Below are 21,872 nucleotides of genomic sequence, written 5' to 3' on the forward strand. Positions count from 1 at the left end.
AGAGGCCTTGAACCGCGCCCGGTTCCACGCTTCCATACCCCCCATGTTCAGGACCTTTCGAGGCGGCCAGAGCGGGGGCTGGCGTGTGACCTCGATTTCGCCTGTGACGGGCGAGCCCCTGCCCTTCGTGCCGGCGCTGTCGGTCACCGACAGCGAAGCCGTCTCGTTGCCGCTGGTGCCCTCGCGCAATGCCTGGCGGCTGGTCGGCGTCACGAGCAGCTTGCGTTACACCGAGCGGCCTGAGAAGGAGCAGCTCGTAGCTGTGCAGGCCGGCCTCGGCCGGTTAGAGGCGACCAGCGCAGCGCTGATCCCGATCCGCAAGTCGCAGGCCTGGTGGGAGCTGACGCAAGAAGAGCGGCGCAAGATCTTCGAGGACAGATCGCACCACATCGCGAGCAGCCTGCGCTACCTGCCCGCGATCGCGCGGCAGCTCTATCAATGCCGCGACCTCGGCGAGCCCTTCGACTTCCTGACCTGGTTCGAGTTCGCACCGGTTCATGCCGAGTTGTTCGAAGAGCTGGTGGCGATGCTGCGACGGACCGAGGAGTGGAGTTACGTCGAGCGCGAAGTCGACCTGCGCATGGTGAAGGAGGTGCTGTCGGCTTAGTAGTCGAGGAAGCGGCCGGACTCTATGCGCGGCAGATCGGTGACGGGCCAATTGTAGATGTAGGTCCAGGCCGTCTCGGTGGTGCCGTCCGGCAGTGTCACGTCGATCAGCCTGCGCAGATATTCGGTCGGCTCCGGAAAGCCCTCGCCGCAGGCCTCATACATATCGAGCTCGCGCAAGAGCTCGTCGCCCGCCCGCAAGTGAAAGAGCTCGCCATGAACGATGTCGGACGGCGCGTCCGACAGCAGCAGCCCCGGATAATGCTTCACTAGGACGAGCCTGCCGCGGCAGGTCGCTTCCCCCAGGAAATCCGCATGAGCCGCAAGCAGCCGCGCCATCGGATGATCAAAGCCGCGCATCAGGGTGCCGTAGACGAAAAGTCGATCGGTGGTCATGGGGAATCTATAACTGGCAATGATGCGGAACGACAGCGCCACATATTCGCTGTCGTCCTGGCGAAGGCCAGGACCCATAGCCACCGAACGCAGCAATGGGCAATCTGATCGCCCCAGTTTCGGGCCACACGGGCAGCCGGGGTAATGGGTCCTGGCCTTCGCCAGGACGACGATGTGTAGGCAATGACGCTCTCAGCGGCATCCTCGGTGAAGCATGGTGATTTGAAGCGAACCAATCTATACCGATTTCCCATCGACTTTCAGGGCGACTTTTTTCCATAGGCAATCAGGATGGCTTTAGACACCGCCGACGCGACCGATCAGCTCCTCGGCGAGGGCGACATTGCGCCGGTGCACGAGGTGAATACGGGAGGCCAATCGCCCTTCCTGCTCACCGCGGATCACTACGGACGGGTGCTGCCGGGCGCGCTGGGCGATCTCGGCATCGCGGAAAGCGATCTTGTCAGGCACATTGCCTGGGACATCGGCATCGCCGGCGTCGCCGAGCGGCTCGCAAAAATGCTCGACGCGCATCTGATCGCGCAGCGCTACTCGCGGCTCGTGATCGATTGCAACCGCCCGCCCGCCGTGGCGAGCTCGATTCCCGTGATTTCCGAAGCCACCGCGATCCCGCGCAACGAGGGCATTTCGGAATGGGAGCGCGAGGCGCGGCGGCGCGAGATTTTTGTGCCCTATCATCATCGCATTGATGCCGCGATTGCCCGCCGCCTGCACGGCAAGCAACCGACGGTGCTGGTGTCGCTGCACAGTTTTACGCCGGTCTATGCCGGCGTCGCGCGGCCCTGGCACATCGGCGCCCTGTATAACCGCGACACCGTGCTGCCGCAGCTGCTCTTGAAACATCTCCGCGCTGAAAGCGACCTCGTCGTCGGCGACAACGAGCCCTATGCGGTAAGCGACCACACCGACTACACCATCCCCGTGCACGGCGAGGCGCGCGGCCTCGTCAACACCGGCATCGAGATCCGCCAGGATCTGATCGCCGACCAGTCCGGCCAGCAGCAATGGGCCGAGCGGCTGGCGCGGATCTTTGCCGAGATCGAGGTCGAGCTGAAGGCGGAGCTGTTGGTGTAGGTCTCACTTCGCCCTTGTCAGCGCCAGCCAGATGCCGCCGCCAATCATGAAGCCGCCGGAGATGCGCGACATCATGCGCGTGCGGCGCGCCGAGAAGAATTTGCGGGCGCGTCCGGCGGCGATGGCGTAGAGCGCGTCCGTCATGACCGCCGTGACCATGAAGGTGGCGCCCAGCAGTGCGACTTGCGGAACGTGCGGCTGGTTCATGTCCATGAACTGCGGGATAAAGGCGCCGAAGAACACCAGGACTTTCGGGTTCGACAGCAGCACCAGAAATCCTTGCAGGAAGAAGCCGCCGCGCGGCGGCGGAGGCGGCGCGTCGACGCCGACGCCCTCGACCGGCGCCCAGATCAGCCTGATGCCGAGCCAGACCAGATAAGCGGCGCCGGCAAAGCGCACCCAGTCGAACCAGTAGCCCATGGTCGCCATCAGCGAGGTCAGGCCGACCGCGACGACGCCGATCACGATGGCGAGACCAGCTTGCGCGCCGGCGACATTGGTCAGTGCTGCACGCGTGCCGTGGCGCAGGCCGTTGGCGATGACGAGGGTGACGATCGGCCCCGGCAGCAGCGCCAGCGCAATGCAGGCGGCGACGAAGGCGAGATAGGCTTGCATGGACATCATGAGGAGGACTCGCTGCGGTTTGTACGCATTAATGCATGGCGGAGGCGGGAACGGAAGGCTCCTCAATCACAGCCGTCATGCCCCGCGGAGGCGGGGCATCCAGTAAGCCGCGGCCTCTCGGTATCCCCACCAGCGTCTCTGGAATACTGGATCCCCGCCTTCGCGGGGATGACAGCGGAGAATGTGGAAGCGGGCGCACCAACATCACCTTCCATCGAGCGCGGCGACCATCCATTGCTTCATCTCCTCCGTTTCTAGAAACGCTAGCGTCGCGCGCTGCAAGGCGTTCGCATCGCCCGCGCCTTGCGCGACCGCGACGAGCAGATCGCAGCGGCGCGACAGCGCGAGACCGGCGGCGGCGCGACGAACGCCATCGGGCATGTCGACATCGTAGCGCCTGGCGCGACCGCGCATCTCGCCAAACCCCACCTCCTCACCCGGTGCGGCCGCCGCAAACCGCGGGCTGATCAGATCGACGTCCGCAACACGATCCACCTCATCATCGTCGGCGACACCGCGGTCGCAATTGCAGAAGCCGCGCTTGGCGCGCACGTAGAGCTCCGTGCCCGCGCAGGCGCCATCGCAGCGGAATGCACGGCCCACCGGCCAGCCATCGCGCGGAAACGGCCAGGCGATCTCGCGCCAATGCGCCAAGTCGTGCACCGGCGGCGGCGCGAGCTGATAGGCCCCGACACCGGACACACCACACGCGATCAGCGCTGCTGCTATCGCGACGCCGCGCCGCATCGTCAGTTCTTCGGCAGGCCGGCGACGGTGCGCGCCGGTCCTGTCAGCTCGAGGATATGCAGGCCGGTATTGGCGCGATCGACGATGTAGATGTAGCCGCGGTCGTCGGTTTCGACATTGTTGGTCTGGATCGCGACCTTGCAGCGCTCGCCGCCTTCGACCGGGATGCAGCGCTTGTCGGTGGCAGCCGTGATCGACGGAATGAAATAGCCGACTTCCTTGGGGTGATAGGGATCGCGGATATCGAGCGCGCGCACGCCGGCATTGAAGAAGGCGATGAAGGCCATCTTCTTGTAGTAGACCGGCGCCATGCTCTCGTTGGAGGAATGCGAGCCGAAGCGGCCGCCGCGCTGGCAGAACTGCCCGCTCGCCTCCGGCACAGTGTAGCTCGAGATCATCATCGGCCGCGCCTCGGTGGTGACGTCGGCGAACCAGACCATCTGCCGCGCCTCGCCGCATTCGTTCAGGATGGCCTCGTCCACGATCATTACGATGTCGCGGGTCTTGCCGTCCTTGTCCTCGGCGAACTCGGCGATGGGCATATCGAGCATCGGGAACGTGGTGTGCGCGCCGTTGAAGGCGGACATCGGCATGCGCGAAATCTCCGGATAGCGCAGATTGTCCGGCGTCGGCTCCTTCGGTCCGTTCAAGAGCTTTTCGCGATCGACGATCTGCAAGATGCCGCCCTTGTTGGTGCCATAGCCGAAATAGACGCGATTGCCATCGGGCCCGGTCGAGATCGGACCGTGCAATTCGGTCGGCACCGCGCCGGTCGAGCCGGGCTCCTGCCCGGGCAGGCCGAAGTCGCGGATCTTCTGCGGATGCGCGGGATCGGAGAGATCGTAGACCTGCGTCATCCGCCGCGTGCGCCAGTCCGGTGCGCCCGAAACGAGGAAGGCAATGCCGGTGTCGCACTCCCACCAGCTCTTATGCGTGTCCTTCAAACCGCCGATGCGGGTAATGAGCACGGGGCTGGCGGGATCCGTGACGTTCCAGATCTCATGCGCCTCGCTGCCGAAGGTGCGCAGCATGTAGACAGGGTTGGGATCACCCTTCGGCAACGCCTTGCCGTCGCAGACCCGCACCATCTGGGCACCGCCGGATTCGTACTTGCCTTCCTGCCCCGGCAGATGCCGCAGGTATTTTGGATGTGCGGGATCGGTGACGTCGACAATGGACGTTCCGTTCGGTTCGGCCTTGCCCGTCATCGGATTGACGGACGCGGGCACGTCGTCGGTGCCGCCGTGATGGCCGATATAGGCGATCCAGCGATCGCCCTGATGATGGATGGTCGGTTGATAGGCGCTGCGCGCTTGGAGATCATTGGTGCCGACCAGCTTCATGTTGGAAGATTCCGGCGGCGCGCCGATCACTTGCTGCTTCTGGGCGTGAACGGCCGTGCTGCCAGCAAGAAAGACGAGGCAGGCAGCAGTCAAGACGCAACGGAACATGAAGTCCTCCCCGGAACCAATCTGCGTTGGCTGAGGCGTGAGGCTAGCACGGCTGATTGCACGCGACCAAAACACGATTTCTCAAGCCGCGCTTGACATGCAACCATTTGGTTGCCTATTATCTGACCATGGATGAGGTCTTCAAAGCGCTCGCCGATGCGTCACGACGCTCGCTCTTGGACAGGCTTCACGCCCGGAACGGCCAGACGCTGAACGAGCTCTGCGAGGGCCTTGCGATGACGCGTCAGGCCGTGACCAAGCACCTTGCCATTCTGGAGGAGGCCAACCTCGTCACCACCATCAGGCATGGCCGCGAGAAGCTGCACTATCTCAACCCCGTGCCGATCCATCAGATCGGCGAACGCTGGATCAGGAAGTTCGAGCGCGGCAAGCTCGCCGCGCTCAGCGAGTTGAAACGTCAGTTGGAGAAGCGCGATGAGTAAGCCGGAGTTCGTCTACGTCACCTATATCGAGACCACGCCGGAGAAGGTCTGGGAGGCGCTGACCAACAGCGCGTTCACGCGGCAGTACTGGTTCGACACCGAAGTCAGGTCCGATTGGAAGGTCGGCTCGCCCCTTGCCCTCGTGATGGGCGGCAAGGTCACGGACACCGGCGAGATCCTCGAGGCTGACCGTCCGCGGCGGCTCTCCTATACGTTCAAGCACGAACTGATGGAGGAGATGCGGAACGAGGCGGCGACGAAAGTCGTTTTCACCATCGTGCCTCACGGCAATCTCGTGAAGCTGACGGTGACGCATGAAGGCTTCGCCGCCGGCAGCAAGCTGCTCGACGGCATCTCCAAGGGTTGGCCCGCGATCCTGTCCGGGCTCAAGAGCCTGCTGGAGACCGGCAGGGCGCCCACGATTCCGCCCGCTGCGCTCGGTATCGAAGGATTTGAGTGATGAGCCTCGATCAATTCACGCCGCTCACCGTCTACACCATCTACATCGCCTCCACGCCGGAGAAGGTATGGGAGGCGCTGACCTCGGCGGAGTTCAGCCGGCAATATTTCTTCGGCAATGCCGTCGAGGTCGAACCAAGGCTCGGCGGTGCGTTCATCGTGCGCACGCCCGATGGCGCCGTGCACATCAGCGGCGAGGTTCTCGCCTACGATCCGCCGCGAAAGCTCGCGGTCACGTTCAACGTGAACTGGCCCGATCTGATCGAGAAGCTTGGCCCGACCCTCGTCACCTACGAGATCGAACAGGTCGGAGATGCGGTCCGGCTCACCATGATCGAAGGCCACGATCGTCCGCTCAGCGATGACATTCTTGCAGGCGGGCGCTCCGGCTGGCCAGCGATCCTGTCCAGCCTCAAGAGCCTGCTCGAGACCGGCAAACCGCTGGTCGTCAAGCTGGGCCCGCCGCAACGGATGCTCGATGCGCTGAAGGCGATGGGGATCAAGACGCCGTAGTTGCGGCAATCTCCGCTGTCGTCCTGGACAAGTGCCGCGAAGCGGCGCGCAGATCCAGGACCCATTGCCACCAAAGCCGATTTGGCGAAGGCTGGTCATGACCAGTTCGCGCCAAACTGCTCCCTGGGGTAATGGGTCCTAGCTTTCGCCAGGACGACTATGGAATCGGCACCACAAGCCGCCGATAGAGATGCCAGGTCGCATGCCCCAGCACCGGTAGCGTCACGATCAAGCCGAGAAAATAAGGCAGCGCCGAGACGATCAGCAGCATCACGATCACCGCGGCCCATGAGACCATCGGCAGCGGGCTCGTCACCACCGCGCGCACGCTCGTCACCATGGCCGTGACGAAATCGACGTCGCGGTCGAGCAGCAGCGGAAACGACACCACGGTCAACGAGAACAGGATCAGCGACAGCACGGCACCGACCGCGTTGCCGATGGCGAGGAACAGCAAGCCCTCGTTGGTCGTCAGCACCACCGTCATGAATTCCTGAAGGCTCGAGAACGAGGCGTGCAGGCCGAGCAGCAGCGCGATCAAGAGCCGCACCTGGTACATCCAGACCACGAACACGAACAGCGTCACGAACGCCATCCAGCCGATTTCGCTGCGCGAGCGCACGGCAGACCAGATCGCGCCGAAGGAGACGGGCTCGCCGCGCTCGCGGCGGCGGCTGACCTCATAGAGACCGATCGCGACGAATGGCCCGATCAGCGCGAAGCCCGCCGCCAGGGGATAGACCAGATAGACCATGCCGAACGCGGTGAGGCAGAGCATGATGACGATGCCGCCGGCGGCATAGAGCGCGCCGAAGCAGAGGCCGTAGAGCGGCAGCGCCTGGAAATCGCGCAGGCCCTCGACCAGCGCCTCGGCGATGTCGGTCGCCACGACCGGACGCACCACCGGATCAACCTTGCCCGAGATGGACATCAGCTCCCTCCCTCACGCGATCTTCGCCGCGTGTTGTTGGGCTGATGTTAGCTCGCTCTCGCGATCCTTGCATTGGAAGAGTTGACGGTCGGCTGATACCGCCATCCGCCACCGGAAAACTGGCGCTTGTCAGGCGCGCGATGTGAGCAGCAGCACCACACCGAGATTGGCCACGAACAGAGCCGCGTCGATGACGAAGATCCTGAGCATCGGGCCTTTCAGCACGGGCCAGTAAGCCACCCCGACGCGGCCGCCGCGCATCAGGACCGGAAGATTGTAGGCGAACTGGCTGAAATGGCAGGCGGCAAAGAACAGGAACAGCGCGAGCTGGGCCTCGACCGGCTGGAAGAAGGACGGACGCGCGGCCAGAAGATAGAACGACAACAGTCCAATAGGTAGATTCATCCCGCCAAGGAACGCGACGCTGGCCGCCAGGGTCGGCGCGATCGGATTGCTACGTTCTTCCCGCGGCAACAGGATCTTCAGCGTGTTGCGCTGGGCGATGCTGAACTGGATGAAGGCGCCGACGAACCAGAGCGTGTTGAGGAGCAGAACGATATCCGAAAAGCGCATGACTATTTTCCGTAAAAGGCTTCGCTGCGCACCACACGGCCCGCATCGTCGAAGTCCATGAACTCGCTGGCGCGTGTGTCGCCAAGCTGCCACCACACCGTCAGTCGCGCGATCGCCTCATCCCAGCTCCAGCCCAGGATCTTCAGGTCGGCGCTCTCGATGTGGCCATAGGCCTTGCGCCAATAGGCGCGGATGTTCTCGGCGCCCGTGACGAGTGGAGAGCCCGTCAGGGTGAGAGCGAGAGGACTGCGCATCTGCGCATCGTCGGCAAAATGCGCGACGACCGCATCGATATCGACCCTGCACCAGCTCGCGCACCATGCCGCGACAAATCGTTCGATGGTCGCGCGATTCATTGCCTGTGCACCCATGACCGGCGCCCTCCCTGGCTCGTTGGCCGGGAAAATGGCAAAGCCCGCACCTCATGTCAATTATATTGACTTGAGATTTCGATCAGTTGTTGTCGGCGATCGCCTCCATCACGCCCATCCATGCCACCGTACCCGGCGCGCCGACGCGGTCGAACGCTTCGCGCAGCACCTTGCGTTCGTGGTCCGATGCCCTTTGCTCGATGCGTTGTCCCGCCGCCGTGAGGCGCAGCAGTTTGGAGCGATGCTGCTCCGGCGAACGCTTCGACGTCACGAGCTTGCGCTCCAGCAGCAGGTTGAGCGGCCGGTTGAGGGCTTGCTTGGAAATGCCGAGGATCTCGATCAGCGACCCGATCGCGATATCGGGCCGGCGCGCCACCACGTAGAGGATGCGGTGGTGCGGACGCGACAGGCCCTGCTTCGCAAGATATGCGTCAGCCTCCAGCGTCATGCCGCGCCAGCCGTAATACATCAGCTCCAGCGCGGCATCCAGATCGTGCAACTTCGGCAGTGAGGCGCGGTGAAGCCCCGCGGCTTGAGGCGTCTTTGCCATTGTCAGAAGCTAACCTTTCGCCCGCAGCTCGCGCCGCAGCACCTTGCCGGTGGCGGTCATCGGCAACGTCTCCGCGAACGCGACGAAGCGCGGATATTCGTGAGCGGCGAGCTGCACCTTCACGAATTCCTGGATTTCGCGCGCGAGCGCGTCGCTGCCGGTAAAGCCGGGGCGCAGCACGATCCAGGCCTTGATCGATTCGGTGCGGATCGGATCGGGAATGCCGACCACGGCGGCCATCGCCACCGACGGATGCTTCATCAGCGTGTGCTCGATCTCGGACGGGCCGACGCGATAGCCGGCGGTGGTGATGACGTCGTCCTCGCGGCTGACATACCAGAAATAGCCGTCCTCATCCTGCACGCCGAGATCGCCGGTGAGCAGGAATTCGCCGGCATATTTCTTCGCCGTCGCCTCCGGGTTGCGCCAATATTCGAGCATGGTGACGGGACATGGCTGGCGCACGCCGATGATGCCGCGCTGTCCGCGCTTCTGCTCTTCGCCCTTGTCGTTGACGATGCGGACGTCGAAGCCCGGCGTCGCCTTGCCCATCGCGCCGGGGCGGATCGGAAACAGGTTGGAGTTGCTGCCGATCACGAGATTGCACTCGGTCTGGCCGAAGACTTCATGCGCATCGATGCCGAAGGTGTCGCGCACCCAGCCGAGCAATTCACCGCCGAGCGATTCACCGCCGGTAAAAATGCTGCGCAGCTTCACACCCGGATGTTTCACACCGGCCTGCCGCATCAGCTTCAGCGCGGTCGGCGGCAGGAAGACGTTACGCACGCCGAGGTCCGCCATCATCTGCATCGCCGCCTGTGGCTCGAATTTGCGCGCACGATGACCGACCAGGGGAATGCCGTGATACCAGAACGCCAGCAGGCCGTTGACGAGGCCGCCGATCCAGGCCCAGTCCGCCGGCGTCCACATGAGATCGCCGGGCCGCGGCAGGAAGTTGTGGCACATCTCGACGTTCGGCAGATGGCCGAGCACGACGCGGTGCGCATGCAGGGCGCCCTTGGGGTTTCCGGTCGTGCCCGAGGTATAGATGATCAGCGCGGGATCATCGGCGGAGGTGTCGACCCGCGTGAAGTCGGGCGAGGAAGCCTTGACCGAGTCCCAGAATGATTTCGCACCTGGCGGAATGCGCTCGCCGACGACATAGACATTCTTCAGCTCCGGCAGGCGATCGCGGATCTTTGCAAGCTTGTCCCAGCCGCCCTCGTCCGTGACGATCGCCTTGGCCTCGGAATTCGACAGGCGGAATTCCAGCGCATCCTCGCCGAACAGCGCGAACAGCGGGATCGAGATCAGGCCTGCGCGGAACGCCGCCATGTGCACGATCGGCAGCTCCAGCGACTGCGACAGGAACACCGCGACGCGGTCGCCGCGCGCGAGGCCATCCGCCGTCAGCACATTGGCGAAGCGGCGCGACATCTCGGCAACCTCGTCAAAGGACGTGCGCGTGGTGGCGCCGTTGTCATCGACATAGATCAGCGCGAGCCGGCCGGTGCCATCGGCATGACGATCGCAGCACGCCGCCGCCATGTTGAAGCGCGCGGGGATGTCCCAGCGGAAATTGCGATAGAGCTCGTCGTAGGTTGCGGCTTCGGTGAGCATGGGGTCGTTTCCACGGTCGGCGTCATGCCCGGGCTTGTCCCGGCCATCCACGTTCTTGTTCGTTGCCACCAGTTTAAGGCCATGGATGCCCGGGACAAGCCCGGGCATGACGCGCGAAGCGCCGGATGAGGGGGCTCTATCCGCGCGAACCAATGTGAGAGGCTCACTCGCGGAGAGAGACCCCTCGCCCGCCTCGCCATAGCCGATACAAAGCATCGGCGTTCTCAGCCGAAGGCCGCCTATGCCACCCTCTCCCACAAAGGGGAGAGCGGAAGAACGAGCTAGCCTGACAGCGCGGCCTTCACCAGGCCGGATGCCTTGCCGAAATCCATCTGTCCGGCGTACTTCACCCGCAACACTGCGATCACCTTGCCCATGTCCTTCATGCCGGCAGCACCAGTTTCAGCGATCGCACCCGAGATCGCCTTTTTCACCTCGTCGTCCGACATCTGCTTCGGCAGGTACGCCGAGATCACCGCGATCTCCTCGCGTTCCTGAGCGGCGAGCTCGGCGCGGCCGCCCTTGTCGTAGAGCTCGACCGCCTCCTGGCGCTGCTTGATCATCTTCTGCAACACGGCGAGGATGTCGGCGTCCGACAGCGGCGGCTTGCCGCTGCCGCGAGCGTCGATGTCGGCATTCTTGATGGTCGAGTTGACCATGCGCAGCGTGGACAGCTTGCGCTCGTCCTTGGCCTTCATGGCCTCCTTGACCGCATTGTTGATGTCGTCGCGCAGCATGGTCGGATCCTCTCAATCTGTCGCGCCTGATCTAAGCCGTTCGCGGGCAAGAGGCCATACCGGACCGGGCGCCGGTGCATTGTTTCCTTGCCAGGGCTCGAAATGGCTCAAAATTGCCAGTTCCGGCTTAAGTGCGTGAAGCCGCCCGCCAAATATGCAAAAACGCATGTGAATCCGGCTTCTCCCGCTTTGACGGCGGCGTTTGCGCAGACTATGAAACGCGCTCATGACACAACATGACAACGATCCTGCCTGGCCGGACCACAAACCGACCGCGCTCCTCGTGCTTGCCGATGGCACGGTGCTCGAAGGCTTTGGTCTCGGCGCCGAAGGCCACGCCGTCGGTGAAGTCTGCTTCAACACCGCGATGACTGGCTATGAGGAGATTTTGACCGATCCCTCCTATGCCGGCCAGCTCATCACCTTCACCTTCCCGCATATCGGCAATGTCGGCACCAACGAGGACGACATCGAGACGGTGAACATGGCGGCGACGCCCGGCGCGCGCGGCGTGATCCTGCGCACCGCGATCACCGATCCCTCGAACTACCGCGCCACCAAGCATCTCGACCAGTGGCTGAGGGCCCGGGGCATCATCGGCCTCTCCGGCATCGACACCCGCGCGCTGACCGCGCTGATCCGCTCGAAGGGCATGCCCAACGCCGTGATCGCGCATTCCAGGAGCGGCGAGTTCGACCTGCATGGCCTCAAGGAAGAGGCGCGCGAATGGCCGGGCCTCGAAGGCATGGACCTCGTGCCGATGGTCACCTCCGGCCAGCGTTTCACCTGGGACGAGACGCCCTGGCTGTGGGACAAGGGTTTTGGCCGCCAGGACGAGCCGGAGTTCAACGTCGTCGCCATCGACTACGGCATCAAGCGCAACATCCTGCGCCTGCTCGCCGGCGTCGGCTGCAAGGTGACGGTGGTGCCGGCGACGACCTCGTCCGAAGACATTTTGGCGATGAAGCCGGACGGCGTGTTCCTGTCGAACGGCCCTGGCGATCCCGCCGCCACCGGTAAATATGCCGTGCCCGTCATCCGGGATGTGATCAAGTCGGGCACGCCGACCTTCGGCATTTGCCTCGGTCACCAGATGCTCGGCCTCGCCGTCGGCGCCAAGACCAAGAAGATGCATCAGGGCCATCACGGCGCCAATCATCCCGTCAAGGACGAGACCACCGGCAAGGTCGAGATCACTTCGATGAACCACGGCTTTGCCGTAGATGAGACGACGCTACCGAGGGGCGCGACGCAGACCCACATCTCGCTGTTCGACGGCTCCAATTGCGGCATCCAGCTCGACGGCAAGCCGGTGTTCTCGGTGCAGTACCACCCCGAGGCATCCCCGGGCCCGCGCGACTCGCACTATCTGTTCCAGCGGTTCGCGGAGCTGATGCGGCAGAAGAAGAGCGCTTGAGGCACACTGCGGCTCTCGTGCCCCGGGCGCAGTACAGCGCGCCGCTTTTCGCGGCGTGATGCGCTGCTGAACCGGGGCCCACGCTGAGCTTTCTGGATCCCGGCTCAGCGACGCACCGCTGCGCGCTGCATCGCGTCTGGGACACGAACGGAACGCATTGCGGGCGACTCCGGTTGAACGAGCACGCGTTCTTTTCTCGGAGTCCCACCATGTCCGTCGTCCGCGACAAGGCCGAGCCGCTTGCCATCGTGTTCGAGGATGACGGGCTCGTGCCGAACAACATCCTCCCGTTCCTGGTTTACCAGAGCGCGGTGAAGCTCGATCCGGAGCATCCGGAGGAGACCATCGAAGCGCTGTTCGAAGCGAACGGCTGGGGCGGCACCTGGCGCAACGGCGTCTACGACTATCTGCACTATCATTCGACCGTGCATGAGGTGCTCGGCGTTGCGCGCGGCAGCGCTCGCGTCCGCTTCGGCGGCGATCATGGCCAGGAGCTACAGATCAAGGCCGGCGACGTCGCGATCCTGCCGGCCGGTACCGGCCACCAATGCATCAAGGCGAGCGACGATTTCTGCGTGATCGGCGCCTATCCGCCGGGCGCCAAGATGGAGATCACGCGCGCCACACCGGAGAACCACGCCAAGGCGCTAAAGACGATTCCCGAGGTCGCGATGCCGCCGGCTGATCCCGTGACCGGCAAGGATGGCGCGTTGATGCGGCTGTGGCGGTAGCCAAAACGCGGTGCCGTAGGGTGGGCAAAGCGACTCGTCCGCCGTAGCTCGAAGAGCCAAGGCGGAAGCGTGCCCACCAAACACATCGACCGTAAGGATGGATGGTGGGCACGGCGCGCAATGGCGCGCCTTTGCCCACCCTACGGCAGTTGCGTCCCCTACGCCGCGTTGCTGCCTTCCTGCCGTGTCGCTTCGAACAGGAACCAGGTGCGGCGCTCGGTCTCGTCGATGAAGATTTCGAGGATGCTGGCGCTGGCGACATCGCCGGCTTCGTCGCAAACATCGTGTGCCTTGCGCATCGCAGCGGCGACATGCTTGTTGTCCTGCATCAGCTCGCGCAGCATCTCGCGCGGCGGGACGTAGTTCTCGTTGTTGTCCTTGATGGTCTGGAGCTTTGCGACCTGGCCGATCGACTTCAGCGTGGTGCCGCCGATCTTGCGGACGCGCTCGGCGAGCTGGTCGGTGGTGGCGAAGATCTGATCGGACTGCTCGTCGAGCAACAAATGGTAATCGCGGAAATGCCGGCCGCTGATGTGCCAGTGGAAATTCTTGGTCTTGAGATACAGCGCGAACGCGTCGGCCAGAAGCACGTTGAGCGCCTCCGAGACCTTCTTGACCCCATCGGGCGACAGATCGGTGGGGGTGTCGAGATCGGGCGAGACCTTGTTGTTGGTTTTGCTCACGGGAGACCTTCCTGTTAGGAGGCGGACATTGACGGCGCGCCGTCGCACCCCTAACGCAAGGCGGGCAGGGCCGGTTCCTTTTAGCGGAACCATTTGGCCGGGACCCTCGAGTACCATGGACGATTGGATCGATTATTACGACTCCACGCATACGATCTATGTCAGCAAGCTGCATCGCGACTTGCACTTCCAGATCATTGCGCGGGACATCATCGGCTATATCCCCTCGCCCGAGGCGGTAGTGCTGGACTATGCCTGCGGCGAGGCGCTGTCGGCGAACCAGGTGGCATCCGCCTGCGGCACGCTGATCCTGGCGGAGCCCGCGCCCGGGGTGCGCGGCCGACTGATCGCGCGGTTCGCCCCGAACACCAAGATCCGTGTCCGCTCGCTCGACGATGTCCGCAAGATGCAGGACCAGTCGGTCGATCTCGTCGTGATGAACTCGGTCGCGCAATACATGACGCCGGAGGAGCTCGATGCCGCCCTCCTCAACATCCGCCGGATCCTGAAACCCTCCGGCAAGCTGGTGCTCGGCGATATCCTCCAGCCCAATGTCGGCATGGTGAGGGACGTGATGGCGCTGCTCGGCTTCGGCCTGCGGCACGGTTTCCTGAAAGACGCGCTGGTCGGGCTGATCAGCACCGCGCTGTCGGATTACCGCCAGTTGCGCACGCGCATCGGGCTGCAGCGCTACAGCGAGGCGGAGATCACCGCCAAGCTGACCGCGGCCGGGTTCGTGGTCCAGCGCGCACACAGCAATATCGGCCACAATCGCTGGCGCATGACCTTCGTCGCGCGGCCGCCTCTTATTCGTTAAGCATAACAATCAGCCGTTGTGGCTTGTCGCACTGCAATCGGTAATGATCGCCCTGGCCCGGTGGCGGAAGCGTCTACGCGAGGGCGGTGCAACGCTCTTCATCCTGGTTCAAATCCAGGCCGGGTCTCCACGCTTCGCCCCTGCGGGGCTACGCGTGGCGCAGCCACGTGAGGCCCGCAGGGGCGAAGCGTGTCCGGCGCAGCTGAAGCGAAGCGGAAACGTAGACAGACTGTATCCGCGGCTCAATCTGCCTCAATCAGATCGCACTCGGACAGAAGCTGAAGCCGGCCGGCATCCCTCGCCGCGGAATTGATGACGGCATCGAGCAGGCCGGGGAAGCGCGCGTCCAGATCCTCGCGGCGCAGCCGCATGAAGCGGTTGGTTCCGGCCACGCGGGTCTGCATCAGCCCACATTCGCGCAGCTTGGCGAAGTGATAGGCGAGGTTGGACTTGCCGCCGAGGCCGCTGAAATCGCCACAACAGAGTTCGCTGCTGACACGTTCTTGCTGCGCGAGCTGATAGACGATCGCCAATCGGATCGGATCGCTCAGGCAATCCAGGACCATCGGCAGCTCGATCTGCTCGCGGGTCGGATGAAGAGGCGTGCGGCTCATGGATCAATCATAGCAAAAAGGCCGCGATGTTCAATAGTTCTTGAACCAATTGACTCTTGGATCAAGCCAACCAATAGTTCAATAAACGTTGAACATAAGGATTTCTCCCATGAGCGTGTTCTGGCTGGCCCTGGCGGCCTTCGCGATTGGCACGGAAGGCTTTGTCATTGCAGGACTTTTGCCCGCGATCGCCACCGACCTCACGATTTCGGTCTCCGCCGCCGGGCAACTGGTCACGGCTTACGCCCTCACCTATGCCGTGGGCTCGCCGATCCTGGCGGTGACGCTCAACAACATCGACCGCCGCACCGTGCTGGCGCTGGCACTGACGACCTTCATCGCCGGGAACCTTGCCGCGATGGTGGCATCCAACTACGCCCTGCTGCTGGCCTCGCGCATGCTGATGGCGCTGGGCTCCGGGCTGTGCATGCCGACGGCGCTCGCGGTGTCCGTGGCGGTGGCCTCGCCCGAACGGCGCGGACGTGCGGTGGCCCTCGTCACCTCGGGCCTCACGGTCGCGACCGTCATCGGCGTTCCCCTGGGCAATCTCGTCGGCAGCCTGCTCGGCTGGCGCGCGACCTTTGCCATGGTCGCGCTGATCAGCGCCGTTGCGCTCGCAGGCCTCCTGCTCGGCCTGCCCAAAGGCCTGCCGCGCAACACGGCCTCGCTCAGCGAGCGGCTGGCGGTAGCGCGTCACAGCAACGTGCTGGTCGCGCTTGTGATCACCATTCTCTGGGCACTCGGCGGCTTCACCGTGTTCACCTATTTCGCGATTCCGCTGCGCGGCCTCGGCTTCGATGCTTCGCAGATCAGCCTGGCGCTGCTGGTGTTCGGCGGCGCCGCCGCGATCGGCAACATGCTCGGCGGCGTCCTGGCCGACCGGCTCGGCACGCTCGCCACCGCCACCGTCGGGCTCGCCGGCATGGCGAGCGCGCTGATCCTGCATTCGCTGGTCCTGAAGCTGATGCCGGGACAGGCGCATTATGCGGTGCTGGGCGCGATCTTCCTCTGGGGCCTCTCGGGCTGGGCGTTCTATCCGGCGCAGATCGCCAGCATCATCCGGATCGAGCCGCAGGCCTCGATGATCGCGCTCTCGCTCAACGCTTCCGCGATGTATCTCGGCTTCGCGATCGGCGGCGCGCTGGGCGGCGCGGTGCTGGCCACCCTCTCGCCCAACGACCTCGGCTGGATCGGCGGATCGAGCGTTGCGGCCTCGCTTCTGGTGCACCTCGCCCGCGGCTGGCAGGCGCGGCCAAAACCGGTCAAAATTGCCGGTTGATGGGCGTTTTTCGGGGTTTCGCCGCCCCGAAAACTGGTCTAAGACCCACCCGCGCGCGAGGGAGACCCCGCGCTCTCGCACAAGGGGACGCGCGGCAAGCGCGCCCTTTTTTTGTGCCCAAATTCCAGTCCGGCGAGAGTTGATGCCCAAACGTACAGACATCACCACCATCCTCATCATCGGCGCCGGTCCCATCGTGATCGGCCAGGCCTGCGAGTTCGACTATTCGGGCACACAGGCGGTGAAGACGCTGAAGGAAGAGGGCTATCGCATCGTCCTCGTCAATTCCAACCCGGCCACCATCATGACCGACCCGGAATTGGCCGATGCGACCTATATCGAGCCGATCACGCCCGAGATCGTCGCCAAGATCATCGAGAAGGAACGCCACGTCATTCCCGGCGGCTTCGCGCTGTTGCCGACCATGGGCGGCCAGACCGCGCTGAACTGCGCGCTGTCGCTGCGCCGGCAGGGCACGCTGGAGAAGTTCGACGTCGAGATGATCGGCGCCACCGCCGACGCGATCGACAAGGCCGAGGACCGCCAGCTCTTCCGCAATGCCATGGAGAAGATTGGGCTGCAGACGCCGAAGTCGCGGCTCGCCAACGCGTCCGAACTGAAGAAGTCGTTCCGTGACAAATACCACGCCGAACGCGAGAAGCTGTCGGGCGCGGCTCTCGAAGAGCTCGACCGGCAATGGACTCTCGGCGAAGGCGACCGCCGCAAGCGCTATCAGGAATATGCGCTGGGCCAAGCGATGATGGCGCTCTCCGAGATCGGCCTGCCCGCGATCATCCGTCCCTCCTTCACGATGGGCGGTACCGGCGGCGGCATCGCCTACAACAAGGAGGAATTCCTCGACATCATCGAACGCGGCCTTGATGCATCGCCCACCAACGAAGTGCTGATCGAAGAATCTGTGCTCGGCTGGAAAGAGTACGAGATGGAGGTGGTGCGCGACAAGAAGGACAATTGCATCATCGTCTGTTCGATCGAGAACCTCGATCCGATGGGCGTGCACACCGGCGATTCCGTCACGGTGGCGCCGGCGCTGACGTTGACCGACAAGGAATACCAGATCATGCGCGACGCCTCGCTGGCGGTGCTGCGCGAGATCGGGGTCGAGACCGGCGGCTCCAACGTGCAGTTCGGCGTCAATCCCGACGACGGCCGCATGGTCGTCATCGAGATGAATCCGCGCGTGTCGCGCTCGTCCGCACTGGCCTCGAAGGCCACCGGCTTTCCGATCGCAAAGGTCGCCGCCAAGCTCGCGGTCGGCTACACCCTCGACGAGATCGCCAACGACATCACCGGCGGTGCCACGCCGGCCTCGTTCGAGCCGACCATCGATTACGTCGTCACCAAGGTGCCGCGCTTCGCCTTCGAGAAATTCCCGGGTGCCTCCACCACGCTGACGACCTCGATGAAGTCAGTCGGTGAAGTCATGGCGATCGGCCGCACCTTCCAGGAAAGTCTTCAGAAGGCCTTGCGCGGGCTCGAGACCGGATTGACCGGCCTCGACGAGATCGAGATCGAAGGGCTCGGCCGCGGCGACGACAAGAACGCAATCCGCGCCGCACTCGGCACGCCGACGCCGAACCGGCTGCTCCAGGTCGCCCAGGCGATGCGGCTCGGCTGGTCGAACGAGGACATCTTCAACTCCTGCAAGATCGATCCGTGGTTCCTCGGCGAAATGCGCGGCATCGTCGACATGGAGGAGAAGGTTCGCAAGAACGGCCTTCCTGGCAATGCCTTCGGCATGCGCACCCTGAAGGCCATGGGCTTCTCCGATGCGCGCCTCGCGGTGCTCGCCGAGACGACGGAAGCGGAGGTGACGGCGAAGCGCCACGCGCTCGGCGTTCGCCCCGTCTACAAGCGCATCGACACCTGCGCGGCCGAATTCGCCTCCCCCACCGCCTATATGTATTCGACCTATGAGGCGCCGTTTGCGGGCACGCCTGCGGACGAGAGCACCCCGTCCGACATGAAGAAGGTCATCATCCTCGGCGGCGGGCCGAACCGCATCGGCCAGGGCATCGAGTTCGACTATTGCTGCTGTCACGCCTGCTTCGCGCTGCATGACGCCGGCTACGAATCCATCATGGTCAACTGCAACCCGGAGACCGTGTCGACCGACTACGACACGGCCGACCGGCTCTATTTCGAGCCGCTCACCGCCGAGGACGTGCTGGAGATCATTGCCAAGGAGCGCAGCAAGGGCACGCTGCACGGCGTGATCGTGCAGTTCGGCGGTCAGACCCCGCTGAAGCTGGCGCACGCGCTGGAAGCCGCCGAAGTGCCGATCCTCGGCACCTCGCCGGACGCCATCGACCTTGCCGAGGACCGCGACCGCTTCAAGCGCGTGCTCGACAAGCTCAGGCTCAAGCAGCCGAAGAACGGCATCGCTTATTCGGTCGAGCAGGCGAGGCTCGTCTCCGCCGATCTCGGCCTGCCGCTGGTGGTGCGCCCGTCCTATGTGCTCGGCGGCCGCGCCATGCAGATCATCCGCGAGGAGAACCAGCTCAACGACTATCTGCTCGGCACGCTGCCGGAGCTGGTGCCGGCCGACGTCAAGGCGCGCTATCCCAACGACAAGACCGGGCAGATCAACACCGTGCTCGGCAAGAACCCGCTGCTGTTCGACCGCTATCTGTCGGATGCGACCGAGGTCGACGTCGACTGCCTCTGCGACGGCAAGGACACTTTCATCGTCGGCATCATGGAGCACATCGAGGAAGCCGGCATCCATTCCGGCGATAGCGCCTGCTCGCTGCCGCCGCACTCGCTCGATGCCGGGATGATCGAGGAGCTGAAGCGACAGACCCGCGAGCTCGCGCTCGGCCTCGACGTGGTCGGCCTGATGAACGTGCAATACGCCATCAAGGACGGCGAGATCTACGTGCTGGAAGTCAATCCGCGCGCCTCGCGCACAGTGCCGTTCGTCGCCAAGGTGATCGGCACGCCGGTCGCGAAGATCGCCGCGCGCATCATGGCCGGCGAGAGGCTCGACGACTTCAAGCTGAAGAAGGCAGAGCTCAAGCACGTCGGCGTCAAGGAATCGGTCTTCCCCTTCGCCCGCTTCCCCGGCGTCGACACGGTGCTCGGCCCCGAGATGCGTTCGACCGGCGAAGTGATGGGCATCGACCGCTCGTTTGCGGTGGCGTTCGCCAAGAGCCAGCTCGGCGGCGGCACGCGGGTGCCGCGCAAGGGCACGGTGTTCGTCTCGGTTCGCGAGAGCGACAAGACGCGCATCGCCGACGCCGTTCGCGAGTTGCATTCGCTCGGCTTCAAGGTGCTGGCGACGTCGGGCACTCAGCGCTTCCTGACCGATCAGGGCATCCCGACCGAGAAGGTGAACAAGGTGCTGGAGGGCCGGCCGCACATCGTCGACGCCATCACCAATGGCGACGTCCAGCTCGTCTTAAACACCACCGAAGGCCCGCAGGCGCTCGCCGACAGCCGCTCGCTGCGGCGCGCGGCCCTCTTGCATAAAGTGCCGTATTACACCACTCTTTCCGGGGCCGTAGCGGCCGCGCAGGGCATCCGCGCCTATCTTGGCGGGGACCTTGAGGTTCGTACCCTGCAGAGCTACTTTTCGGAAACCTGATCGCTAGCGGGGGGCCAAGCCTTGAGGGCTCAAGCTTTCCGCTAAGTGATTGGCAATGAAGCCACAATGGCCGGAGGAACTGTCCGGCCATGGGGGTGTTCTGTTCCGACGCTAAGCCCATATCTGTCAACGTCCGGCGGCCCGCGTGTCGAGCCCCGGAAAGACCGACGAATCAAGGTTGGGCGCTCATTCATGTTCTGGGACGCGCGACCGAAGGACGAGAGAGAAGATGGAAAAGGTTCCGATGACTTCGGCCGGATTTGCCGCGCTCGGGGAAGAATTGAAGCATCGCCAGTCCGTGGATCGTCCGCGGATCATCGAGCATATCGCGGAGGCGCGCTCGCACGGAGACCTGTCGGAGAACGCGGAATATCATGCCGCGAAGGAAGAGCAGTCCCACAATGAAGGCCGCATCGCCGAGCTCGAGGACAAGCTCGCGCGCGCCGACATCATCGACATCTCGAAACTCTCCGGCGACACCATCAAGTTCGGCGCCACCGTGACGCTGGTCGACGAGGACACCGAGAAGAAGACGGTGTGGCAGATCGTCGGCGAGGTCGAGGCCGACGCCAAGAAGGGCCGCATCTCCATCACCTCGCCGCTCGCCCGCGCACTGATCGGCAAGAAGAAGGGCGCCTCCGTCGAGGTCAACACGCCGGGCGGCGCCAAGGCGTATGAGATCACCAAGGTGGAGTGGCGGTAAGGATTTGCCGTTGCCTGTGACGACGTTTCGAAAAAGGCCGCGCACTGCGCGGCCTTTTTTGTGTCTGCTCGGTGCCCGAGATGAATTCGCGCTCTCTCCACTCGTCATTGCGAGCGGAGCGAAGCAATCCAGACTGCCTCCGCGGAAGACTCTGGATTGCTTCGCGGAGCCTGTCATCGGGCCGCGCTTCGCGCGGACCCGTTGGCTCGCAATGATGGAGCAGGCGCTACCTTCGTCCCTTCACGTCCAGCGGCACCGCCGCCTCGTATTTCGAATTATGCAGAACCAGCGACGTGCGCACGTTGCGGACATGGGGCGCGGCGGTCAGGTGGGTGACGAAATCCTGGAAGGTCGCCATGTCGGGGGCGACGCATTTCAGGATGAAATCGACCTCGCCCGACAGCATCCAGCATTCCCGCACCAAGGGCTCGGCGCGGACGAATTCCTCGAAGGCGCGCAAATCCGTCTCGGCCTGGCTGGACAGGTGTACGGCCGCGAACACGGTGACGTCGAAGCCGAGCTTGCGGGCGTCCAGGAGGCCCCTATAGCCGTGGATGTAGCCCTCCTCCTCCAGCGCCCGGACGCGGCGCAGGCAGGGTGGCGGCGAGATGCCGACGCGCTTGGCCAGTTCGACATTCGTGATTCGACCGTCGGCCTGAATCTCGGTGAGAATCTTCAGGTCGATCTCGTCTAGGTTCCGCGACACGTGATTGGAACTCCTGCCCTTTGCGGCGGTATTGGGTGGTTTGTCGCAATCGTCATACCCCAGTCCACGCGCGCAGCGCAATTTTATTGCGCGTGCAGCGCAATCGACTTTTGTTCCTTGTTGGAAAAATCCGCCGACAGGGAATGCAATTCTTGCATAGCTCACCAGAAGGCTTAGATTAGCTCTGATATTTCAGCGC

The 21,872-nt window shown here is 64.0% G+C and carries 24 protein-coding genes and 1 tRNA gene; 12 read left to right on the top strand and 13 right to left on the bottom strand.

The window, feature by feature from the left end:
• Positions 1-43 precede the first annotated feature (43 nt).
• On the top strand, positions 44-607 hold the full coding sequence (locus tag ACR9YP_RS38745; RefSeq protein ID WP_474218542.1) for a chlorite dismutase family protein: 564 nt from the start codon (positions 44-46) through the stop codon (positions 605-607).
• Here the strand turns inward: ACR9YP_RS38745 and ACR9YP_RS38750 are convergent.
• Entirely contained in the window at positions 604-1,002 is a 399-nt protein-coding gene (locus ACR9YP_RS38750) for a gamma-glutamylcyclotransferase family protein (protein WP_474218544.1), read from the bottom strand. The genes ACR9YP_RS38745 and ACR9YP_RS38750 overlap by 4 nt on opposite strands.
• A 291-nt stretch (positions 1,003-1,293) precedes the next feature.
• On the opposite strand from ACR9YP_RS38750, the gene ACR9YP_RS38755 reads away from it, so the two are divergent.
• Complete coding sequence (locus ACR9YP_RS38755) at positions 1,294-2,097, top strand: N-formylglutamate amidohydrolase (RefSeq protein WP_438105030.1); 804 nt, start codon at positions 1,294-1,296, stop codon at positions 2,095-2,097.
• Positions 2,098-2,100: 3 nt separating this feature from the next.
• Here ACR9YP_RS38755 and ACR9YP_RS38760 read toward each other — a convergent pair whose 3' ends face one another.
• The 3 genes from ACR9YP_RS38760 to ACR9YP_RS38770 all read right to left on the bottom strand — a co-directional run bounded on the left by ACR9YP_RS38760 (position 2,101) and on the right by ACR9YP_RS38770 (position 4,919).
• Positions 2,101-2,721, bottom strand: coding sequence for a LysE family translocator (locus ACR9YP_RS38760; RefSeq protein WP_176946147.1), 621 nt, complete (start codon positions 2,719-2,721; stop codon positions 2,101-2,103).
• Positions 2,722-2,925: 204 nt separating this feature from the next.
• Entirely contained in the window at positions 2,926-3,468 is a 543-nt protein-coding gene (locus ACR9YP_RS38765) for a hypothetical protein (RefSeq protein ID WP_438105032.1), read from the bottom strand.
• 2 nt (positions 3,469-3,470) lie between these two features.
• The gene (locus ACR9YP_RS38770; RefSeq protein WP_474218545.1) at positions 3,471-4,919 is read right to left on the bottom strand and encodes an LVIVD repeat-containing protein; all 1,449 of its coding nucleotides are present in this window, start codon (positions 4,917-4,919) and stop codon (positions 3,471-3,473) included.
• A gap of 128 nt (positions 4,920-5,047) precedes the next feature.
• Here ACR9YP_RS38770 and ACR9YP_RS38775 point away from each other — a divergent pair, with 128 nt between their 5' ends.
• The 3 genes from ACR9YP_RS38775 to ACR9YP_RS38785 are packed head-to-tail and all read left to right on the top strand — an operon-like array spanning position 5,048 to position 6,334.
• Positions 5,048-5,362 carry an ArsR/SmtB family transcription factor gene (locus ACR9YP_RS38775; protein WP_091898771.1) on the top strand — a complete coding sequence of 105 codons (315 nt, stop codon included), beginning with the start codon at positions 5,048-5,050 and terminating at the stop codon, positions 5,360-5,362.
• Positions 5,355-5,822, top strand: coding sequence for an SRPBCC family protein (locus ACR9YP_RS38780; protein WP_438105038.1), 468 nt, complete (start codon positions 5,355-5,357; stop codon positions 5,820-5,822). Before ACR9YP_RS38775 ends, ACR9YP_RS38780 begins: the two co-directional genes overlap by 8 nt.
• The gene (locus tag ACR9YP_RS38785; protein WP_438105040.1) at positions 5,822-6,334 is read left to right on the top strand and encodes an SRPBCC family protein; all 513 of its coding nucleotides are present in this window, start codon (positions 5,822-5,824) and stop codon (positions 6,332-6,334) included. The genes ACR9YP_RS38780 and ACR9YP_RS38785 overlap by 1 nt, the downstream gene beginning before the upstream one ends.
• Positions 6,335-6,491: 157 nt before the next feature.
• Here the strand turns inward: ACR9YP_RS38785 and ACR9YP_RS38790 are convergent, their stop codons facing one another.
• The 6 genes from ACR9YP_RS38790 to ACR9YP_RS38815 all read right to left on the bottom strand — a co-directional run bounded on the left by ACR9YP_RS38790 (position 6,492) and on the right by ACR9YP_RS38815 (position 11,116).
• Positions 6,492-7,265: a DUF2189 domain-containing protein gene (locus ACR9YP_RS38790; RefSeq protein ID WP_438105042.1), complete on the bottom strand. Its 774-nt coding sequence runs from the start codon at positions 7,263-7,265 to the stop codon at positions 6,492-6,494.
• Positions 7,266-7,394: 129 nt separating this feature from the next.
• Positions 7,395-7,838: a hypothetical protein gene (locus ACR9YP_RS38795; protein WP_438105044.1), complete on the bottom strand. Its 444-nt coding sequence runs from the start codon at positions 7,836-7,838 to the stop codon at positions 7,395-7,397.
• Positions 7,839-7,840: 2 nt separating this feature from the next.
• Entirely contained in the window at positions 7,841-8,209 is a 369-nt protein-coding gene (locus ACR9YP_RS38800) for a nuclear transport factor 2 family protein (RefSeq protein ID WP_438105045.1), read from the bottom strand.
• 82 nt (positions 8,210-8,291) lie between these two features.
• Positions 8,292-8,759 carry a MarR family winged helix-turn-helix transcriptional regulator gene (locus tag ACR9YP_RS38805; RefSeq protein WP_438105047.1) on the bottom strand — a complete coding sequence of 156 codons (468 nt, stop codon included), beginning with the start codon at positions 8,757-8,759 and terminating at the stop codon, positions 8,292-8,294.
• A 9-nt stretch (positions 8,760-8,768) separates the two neighbouring features.
• The gene (locus tag ACR9YP_RS38810; protein ID WP_438110545.1) at positions 8,769-10,379 is read right to left on the bottom strand and encodes an acyl-CoA synthetase; all 1,611 of its coding nucleotides are present in this window, start codon (positions 10,377-10,379) and stop codon (positions 8,769-8,771) included.
• 281 nt (positions 10,380-10,660) lie between these two features.
• Complete coding sequence (locus ACR9YP_RS38815) at positions 10,661-11,116, bottom strand: GatB/YqeY domain-containing protein (RefSeq protein ID WP_438105049.1); 456 nt, start codon at positions 11,114-11,116, stop codon at positions 10,661-10,663.
• A 226-nt stretch (positions 11,117-11,342) separates the two neighbouring features.
• Here ACR9YP_RS38815 and carA point away from each other — a divergent pair, with 226 nt between their 5' ends.
• Together carA and ACR9YP_RS38825 are read left to right on the top strand one after the other, a co-directional pair.
• On the top strand, positions 11,343-12,533 hold the full coding sequence (gene carA, locus ACR9YP_RS38820; RefSeq protein ID WP_438105051.1) for a glutamine-hydrolyzing carbamoyl-phosphate synthase small subunit: 1,191 nt from the start codon (positions 11,343-11,345) through the stop codon (positions 12,531-12,533).
• 209 nt (positions 12,534-12,742) lie between these two features.
• Entirely contained in the window at positions 12,743-13,264 is a 522-nt protein-coding gene (locus tag ACR9YP_RS38825; RefSeq protein ID WP_438105053.1) for a cupin domain-containing protein, read from the top strand.
• 158 nt (positions 13,265-13,422) lie between these two features.
• On the opposite strand, the gene ACR9YP_RS38830 is transcribed toward ACR9YP_RS38825, so the two are convergent.
• A complete protein-coding gene (locus tag ACR9YP_RS38830; protein WP_438105054.1) occupies positions 13,423-13,947 on the bottom strand; it encodes a Dps family protein in 525 nt (174 codons plus the stop codon).
• 115 nt (positions 13,948-14,062) lie between these two features.
• On the opposite strand from ACR9YP_RS38830, the gene ACR9YP_RS38835 reads away from it, so the two are divergent.
• Complete coding sequence (locus ACR9YP_RS38835) at positions 14,063-14,764, top strand: class I SAM-dependent methyltransferase (protein ID WP_474218546.1); 702 nt, start codon at positions 14,063-14,065, stop codon at positions 14,762-14,764.
• A gap of 54 nt (positions 14,765-14,818) precedes the next feature.
• Positions 14,819-14,894, top strand: a tRNA-OTHER gene (locus ACR9YP_RS38840).
• A 112-nt stretch (positions 14,895-15,006) separates the two neighbouring features.
• Here ACR9YP_RS38840 and ACR9YP_RS38845 read toward each other — a convergent pair.
• On the bottom strand, positions 15,007-15,378 hold the full coding sequence (locus tag ACR9YP_RS38845; protein WP_438105056.1) for an ArsR/SmtB family transcription factor: 372 nt from the start codon (positions 15,376-15,378) through the stop codon (positions 15,007-15,009).
• Between the two features lie 109 nt (positions 15,379-15,487).
• Between ACR9YP_RS38845 and ACR9YP_RS38850 the strand changes: the two genes are divergently transcribed.
• The 3 genes from ACR9YP_RS38850 (at position 15,488) to greA (ending at position 20,967) form a co-directional block, all read left to right on the top strand.
• Positions 15,488-16,657: an MFS transporter gene (locus ACR9YP_RS38850; RefSeq protein ID WP_438105057.1), complete on the top strand. Its 1,170-nt coding sequence runs from the start codon at positions 15,488-15,490 to the stop codon at positions 16,655-16,657.
• A gap of 142 nt (positions 16,658-16,799) precedes the next feature.
• On the top strand, positions 16,800-20,264 hold the full coding sequence (gene carB, locus ACR9YP_RS38855) for a carbamoyl-phosphate synthase large subunit (protein WP_474218547.1): 3,465 nt from the start codon (positions 16,800-16,802) through the stop codon (positions 20,262-20,264).
• A gap of 229 nt (positions 20,265-20,493) precedes the next feature.
• The gene (greA, locus tag ACR9YP_RS38860; RefSeq protein WP_027525218.1) at positions 20,494-20,967 is read left to right on the top strand and encodes a transcription elongation factor GreA; all 474 of its coding nucleotides are present in this window, start codon (positions 20,494-20,496) and stop codon (positions 20,965-20,967) included.
• Positions 20,968-21,193: 226 nt separating this feature from the next.
• Here the strand turns inward: greA and ACR9YP_RS38865 are convergent, their stop codons facing one another.
• On the bottom strand, positions 21,194-21,673 hold the full coding sequence (locus ACR9YP_RS38865) for an Lrp/AsnC family transcriptional regulator (RefSeq protein ID WP_091886563.1): 480 nt from the start codon (positions 21,671-21,673) through the stop codon (positions 21,194-21,196).
• Positions 21,674-21,872 lie beyond the last annotated feature (199 nt).

The sequence above is a fragment of the Bradyrhizobium sp. BR14999 genome (genome assembly GCF_056106085.1).

Coding starts and splice junctions, on each gene's coding strand:
- ACR9YP_RS38745 (WP_474218542.1), top strand. CDS start 44: ATGTTCAGGACCTTTCGAGGCGGCCAGAGCGGGGGCTGGCGTGTGACC.
- ACR9YP_RS38750 (WP_474218544.1), bottom strand. CDS start 1,002: ATGACCACCGATCGACTTTTCGTCTACGGCACCCTGATGCGCGGCTTT.
- ACR9YP_RS38755 (WP_438105030.1), top strand. CDS start 1,294: ATGGCTTTAGACACCGCCGACGCGACCGATCAGCTCCTCGGCGAGGGC.
- ACR9YP_RS38760 (WP_176946147.1), bottom strand. CDS start 2,721: ATGATGTCCATGCAAGCCTATCTCGCCTTCGTCGCCGCCTGCATTGCG.
- ACR9YP_RS38765 (WP_438105032.1), bottom strand. CDS start 3,468: ATGCGGCGCGGCGTCGCGATAGCAGCAGCGCTGATCGCGTGTGGTGTG.
- ACR9YP_RS38770 (WP_474218545.1), bottom strand. CDS start 4,919: ATGTTCCGTTGCGTCTTGACTGCTGCCTGCCTCGTCTTTCTTGCTGGC.
- ACR9YP_RS38775 (WP_091898771.1), top strand. CDS start 5,048: ATGGATGAGGTCTTCAAAGCGCTCGCCGATGCGTCACGACGCTCGCTC.
- ACR9YP_RS38780 (WP_438105038.1), top strand. CDS start 5,355: ATGAGTAAGCCGGAGTTCGTCTACGTCACCTATATCGAGACCACGCCG.
- ACR9YP_RS38785 (WP_438105040.1), top strand. CDS start 5,822: ATGAGCCTCGATCAATTCACGCCGCTCACCGTCTACACCATCTACATC.
- ACR9YP_RS38790 (WP_438105042.1), bottom strand. CDS start 7,265: ATGTCCATCTCGGGCAAGGTTGATCCGGTGGTGCGTCCGGTCGTGGCG.
- ACR9YP_RS38795 (WP_438105044.1), bottom strand. CDS start 7,838: ATGCGCTTTTCGGATATCGTTCTGCTCCTCAACACGCTCTGGTTCGTC.
- ACR9YP_RS38800 (WP_438105045.1), bottom strand. CDS start 8,209: ATGGGTGCACAGGCAATGAATCGCGCGACCATCGAACGATTTGTCGCG.
- ACR9YP_RS38805 (WP_438105047.1), bottom strand. CDS start 8,759: ATGGCAAAGACGCCTCAAGCCGCGGGGCTTCACCGCGCCTCACTGCCG.
- ACR9YP_RS38810 (WP_438110545.1), bottom strand. CDS start 10,379: ATGCTCACCGAAGCCGCAACCTACGACGAGCTCTATCGCAATTTCCGC.
- ACR9YP_RS38815 (WP_438105049.1), bottom strand. CDS start 11,116: ATGCTGCGCGACGACATCAACAATGCGGTCAAGGAGGCCATGAAGGCC.
- carA (WP_438105051.1), top strand. CDS start 11,343: ATGACACAACATGACAACGATCCTGCCTGGCCGGACCACAAACCGACC.
- ACR9YP_RS38825 (WP_438105053.1), top strand. CDS start 12,743: ATGTCCGTCGTCCGCGACAAGGCCGAGCCGCTTGCCATCGTGTTCGAG.
- ACR9YP_RS38835 (WP_474218546.1), top strand. CDS start 14,063: ATGGACGATTGGATCGATTATTACGACTCCACGCATACGATCTATGTC.
- ACR9YP_RS38845 (WP_438105056.1), bottom strand. CDS start 15,378: ATGAGCCGCACGCCTCTTCATCCGACCCGCGAGCAGATCGAGCTGCCG.
- ACR9YP_RS38850 (WP_438105057.1), top strand. CDS start 15,488: ATGAGCGTGTTCTGGCTGGCCCTGGCGGCCTTCGCGATTGGCACGGAA.
- carB (WP_474218547.1), top strand. CDS start 16,800: ATGCCCAAACGTACAGACATCACCACCATCCTCATCATCGGCGCCGGT.
- greA (WP_027525218.1), top strand. CDS start 20,494: ATGGAAAAGGTTCCGATGACTTCGGCCGGATTTGCCGCGCTCGGGGAA.